3 protein-coding genes are annotated in these 3748 nt (G+C 63.7%); 1 reads left to right on the top strand and 2 read right to left on the bottom strand.

Translation table 11 applies throughout. The features are described 5' to 3' along the window. Positions 1-164 precede the first annotated feature (164 nt). Positions 165-1310 carry a Cmx/CmrA family chloramphenicol efflux MFS transporter gene (locus tag CIK71_RS17140; RefSeq protein WP_096166882.1) on the bottom strand — a complete coding sequence of 382 codons (1146 nt, stop codon included), beginning with the start codon at positions 1308-1310 and terminating at the stop codon, positions 165-167. A 667-nt stretch (positions 1311-1977) separates the two neighbouring features. Between CIK71_RS17140 and CIK71_RS17135 the strand changes: the two genes are divergently transcribed. Continuing rightward, entirely contained in the window at positions 1978-2355 is a 378-nt protein-coding gene (locus tag CIK71_RS17135; protein ID WP_141393752.1) for a hypothetical protein, read from the top strand. A 5-nt stretch (positions 2356-2360) separates the two neighbouring features. Here CIK71_RS17135 and CIK71_RS17130 read toward each other — a convergent pair whose 3' ends face one another. Beyond that, positions 2361-3497: an IS30 family transposase gene (locus CIK71_RS17130; protein WP_087054967.1), complete on the bottom strand. Its 1137-nt coding sequence runs from the start codon at positions 3495-3497 to the stop codon at positions 2361-2363. Between the last annotated feature and the right edge of the window lie 251 nt (positions 3498-3748).

Genomic DNA, 3748 nt, shown 5'->3' with positions numbered 1-3748 from the left:
ATCAAACCTGGGTCGGTTCAAACCCAGCACCCCCTCCCACCACTCCGGCCAGAGGCCCGTTCCCCACCCAGGCGCCGCGTCGACCACGTCGTAACGGTGCGCAGCAGCTGTCGCACTCACGGAGCCGAACGACCAAAATCTCCACCGTGTGAAACACACTTCCCTCACGAAACCCCTGCCCTTGGCGTGGCCAAAAACGTCAGTGCGGCGGCGAGGACCAGAGCAGCGCTCACTACGAGTGGCCCCGTAGCTCCGGCTGTTGCGTAAGCGATCCCGCCGAGGATGGGACCTGCAGCAGCGCCGATGTTGAGGGATGCTGTCGCGAACGAGCCCGACATAGTTGGGGCAGATGCCGCCGCGCGGATCGAGGCGGCGATGAGGGTGCTTCCGACGGCGAATGACAGCGCTCCTTGAAGAAGTGCGAGGGTGAACACCGCGGCAGGGACCGTGGCGAACACCGCGAGGGACCCCCATCCGATGAACAAAGCCGCTCCGCCTGCGACGAGGATGAGGGTGGAGTGAGCATCGCCGTGCCGTCCCGCTGTCCATACTCCGACGCATGATCCGATGCCGAAAACCGCCAACACAGCAGGCACTGCGGGCGCGGCGAGGCCAACGGACTCAGTGATCACTGGCGCGAAGTAGGTGAAGGCGCAGAACGTGGCACCGTTGATGAGTGCCCCGAGCCCCAACGGGATCAAGAGTCCCGGTCGGCGCAGAACTCGGAGCTCCGCCACCAGCGACACAGGGCGCTGCGTGCCAACCGCTCGCTGAGGGGTCGCCACCATCACGGCGACCAGAGCCGGCACAGAGATGGCAGCTACCGCCCACATGGCTGCTCGCCAACCGAGCAGAGATCCAATCACAGCGCCGCCGGGGACACCTGCGATGAGTGCCAAGGTGGTCCCACCAAGGATCACGGCCAGCGCACGCGCAATGCGGCCGGGAGGTACCAGTGCCGAGACTGTGGAGAGTGTGACGGCGAGAAAGCCTGCGTTGGTCAAGGCGGCCACGATGCGCGTGGCGAGGAGGAGTGCGAAGCTGTCAGTCATGGCTCCGATCGCATGCATCGCGATAAAAACGATGAGGAAGACCGAGAGGGTAAGCCTCGGCGACCAGCGGCGACTGACGGCGGCCATGGCAGGAGCGCCGACGATCATGCCGAGGGCGAAGGCTGAGGTCAGTAGACCCGCCTGAGGGATGCTGATTGCGAGGTCTTCCGCGATATCCGGCAGAAGACCGGCGAGCATGAACTCGGAGGTTCCCTGGGCGAAGACCGCTACAGCGAGCAGGACGATAACGAGTGGCATGGTGAGTCTTTCGAAGTGAGGTGGCGGTCGGGTTAGACCGGCACGCGTGCTCACTGGCCGCGATCAACGTCGCGCAGTCGCACCCACTCGAAGAGGAAGGCGTCGAAGTAGTGAGCTACCGGCGTACCGGCAGCTCGACCTTGGACGCTTCGGGAGAACTCACTGAACCACCATAACCGAGCCCCGGACTGACACGCACAGAGGTGTCACGCGCAGCGTCGCCAGGTACGTCTCGAACTAGGGAACCCCACCATGACAGCTACTCGCAGGTCGTTTACGGTTCCCAATAGGGCCCGAGAACGCATTTTTGCGAGCGTCGCTGCGCCCACGATCGGTACATGCCGTTCTCTTGTGGGCGGCGGCCGTGCGCTCGGGGCGGTGGCTCGATCTGCATGATCACGTCCGCACTCACCACCACCAGAAGCTAGCGACCGACATTGGAAACCGGGCTATAGGTCAGGTCACCTCAACTGGACACATCTGCCACATTGAACACCACCCTGCGTGACAGCTACGGCACCGTAGGCTCCCCCGTCCCACAGGGTCCGAAACGACGGCGGTCTCAACCGGTCAACGCACCACCCGCCTACTCTGTCAGGTCTTCGTGCCGTAGGTGCCATGTCTGCGGTAGCGAGACCCAGCGATGCCGCCCCCGTATCCTCGAGGGATGAACATGAGTCGTGGTCGCGCAGTTGGGAGTGCTTTCTCCGCGAAGGAGAAGACGGTGCTGGATCTTCTGTGCAGCGGGGATCACCCGTACCGTGAACAGGCTCGCGAGCAGCTCCGCGTCGCGTCGTGGGGTGGGTACCAGCTCGACGAGTGCGACTGCTTCCTTATCTCGGTTCCCAAGTTGCCGAAGGCAGCCCGGATCAGGCACGGTGGCGGACCGTTCTCTACCTTGGATGTCTCGCGCGCCGGAGAAGGGCTTGGCCAGCTCGATCTATGGGTCGTCGACGGTTACCTGCACTCCGTTGACTACATGACCTACGACGATCACGAGATGCTGCCTGACCTCGAAGATGACACTCTCGAGCCGCTCTACTGAGCCGTTTAGGCGAGCCTGCAAGCACGAAGTCGTTCGCGGCTGCTCAGCCAGTCAAGGACCTGGCGTGGACGTGTGTTGATCTTGTTCGCGATCTGATCGAGTTCGTCTTGAGTGAAGCGGTACAGGTCGGCGTTCTTCGCCAGGTACTGGCGTAGGAGCCGGTTGGTGTTCTCGTTCGAGCCTCGTTGCCACGGTGAGCGAGGATCGCAGAAGTAGACGTGGATGCCGAGGTCGTGGGCGAGTTGTTCGTGCTCTGACATCTCTCGACCTCGATCCCAAGTGATCGACCTCAACAGTGATTTCGGCATGCCGCGGAGGTTCTGGACGAGCGCGGCGCGGACGTCTGGGCCCTTGATGCCATCGAGCTTGACGAGGCGAACGATCCTGGTGGTGCGTTCCACGAGGGTTGCCACGGCGCTGGGGCGTCGCCCCATGACGAGGTCCCCTTCCCAATGCCCTACCTCGGTCCGGGTCTCGATCTGCTCTGGTCGATCATGGATAGAGACCATGTTCCGCAGCCGGCCCCGCCCGTGCCCGGTACGACGCGCTTTCCTCGAGGTGCGCATGCCGCGCCCCGACCGCAGATGCGTCTTCAGCGTCGAGGGGAGCGACAGGCGCGAGCTGATGTAGAGGGTCCGGTAGATAGCCTCGTGCGAGATCCGTACTCCCTGTGCTGAAGCCGGAGTCAGTCGGAGCCATGCCGCGATCTGCTGCGGCGACCAATCCGCCATCAGCTTCTCCTGCACGATGCTCCGCAGGTCATCGTGCGTTTCCAGCTTGCACGGCTTCGGACGCCTCGCGTTCTCCCACGCTCGTCGATCGGCTGCCGCAGCCCGGTACTGCGTAGGTCCACCGTTACGGGCGATCTCCCGCGAGACCGAGGAAGCAGACCGGCGCAGGCGAGTCGCGATAGCGCGCGCGGAATCACCGGCCGCGAGTCCGCGGGAGATTTCCTCTCGTTCAGTGAGCGACAGTCTCAGCGGTGCCCGTGAACGCGCTGCCGGGCGGATCCCGCCGGTCACTGCCAGGAGCCGACGCACCGCCTCACGGTTGCAGCACACAGCCCGGGCGATAACCCGGACCGGCTCGCCCGCGCGCCATCGTTCCCATACCGCGTCCTGCTGTTCGAGACTCAACACCATGCCCGGGCCTCCTCGCCGATCTATCCGCATGCTTCCACCACTGGGTGGTGCGTTGACCGGTTGAGACCGCCACCGTTTGTGGCACAAGGTCCATGAACCACACCAACGGCGCTGTCAAAAGCGGTTACCCCTCACGCTGTTGTGCCACACCCGTATCCTGCCCCCCCCCCCGTTAAACTCCAGGGAGTATCAATGACTCAGCCTCGCGCCTTCGTCAGCTTTGACTTCGATCTGTGATGTCTCAGGACTTC

The sequence above is a fragment of the Brachybacterium alimentarium genome (assembly GCF_002332425.1).
GTDB lineage: Bacteria > Actinomycetota > Actinomycetes > Actinomycetales > Dermabacteraceae > Brachybacterium > Brachybacterium alimentarium.
Note: the sequence above shows the minus strand (reverse complement) of the source record. Positions and strands in the feature narration are given on the sequence as shown.